The sequence below is a fragment of the Brachyspira sp. SAP_772 genome (assembly GCF_009755885.1).
Classification (GTDB): Bacteria; Spirochaetota; Brachyspiria; order Brachyspirales; family Brachyspiraceae; genus Brachyspira.
In genome coordinates, this window is sequence record NZ_VYIX01000227.1 from 1 (window position 1) to 651 (window position 651).

The following is a 651-nucleotide window of genomic DNA, read 5'->3' on the forward strand; positions in this document are numbered from 1 at the left end:
GTGTATGCAAAATTAGCACCAAATTCATCAACATTAAAATGCTCTATTCCAGAACCTATCTCTTCATCTGGAGTAAATGCTATTTTTATTTCACCATGTTCTATACTCTTATCTTTAATTATAGTTTCTGCCATAGTCATAATCTCAGCAACACCAGCCTTGTCATCAGCACCTAAAAGTGTTGTTCCGTCTGTTACTATTAAATCAAAACCTTTATATTTATTTAAACTAGGAAAATCTTTAACACTAAATATTATATTTTTTTCTTTGTTTAAAACTATATCTTTTCCATCATAATTTTTTATTATATTAGCTTTTATATCTTTACCGCTAACATCTTCTACTGTATCTAAATGKGCAATAAAACCTATTTTTGGCTTATCTTCTTTTCCTTTAGTTGCRGGAATWGWAGCATATACAAAAGATTTATCATCAATATAAGAATCATTAATTCCCAACTCTTTTAATTCTTTTAATAAATACTCAGCAAACACTCTCTGCCCAATAGAGCTTGGTGTTTCATTTTCATTAGCAGATGATGATGAAGTGTCAAAAGTAGTGTATTTTATAAATCTTTCATAAGCTTTCATAAATATATCCTAAAAATTAATATTTATATATTATCAAAAAAGAATAAATATTCAATATATT

At 26.6% G+C, this 651-nt stretch carries 1 protein-coding gene; it reads right to left on the reverse strand.

The genetic code is table 11. The features are described from left to right. Positions 1-590, reverse strand: a 590-nt coding sequence (pepT, locus tag GQX97_RS13715) for a tripeptide aminopeptidase PepT (RefSeq protein WP_157152321.1), incomplete at its 3' end; no start/stop codon positions are given. Positions 591-651: the final 61 nt, after the last annotated feature.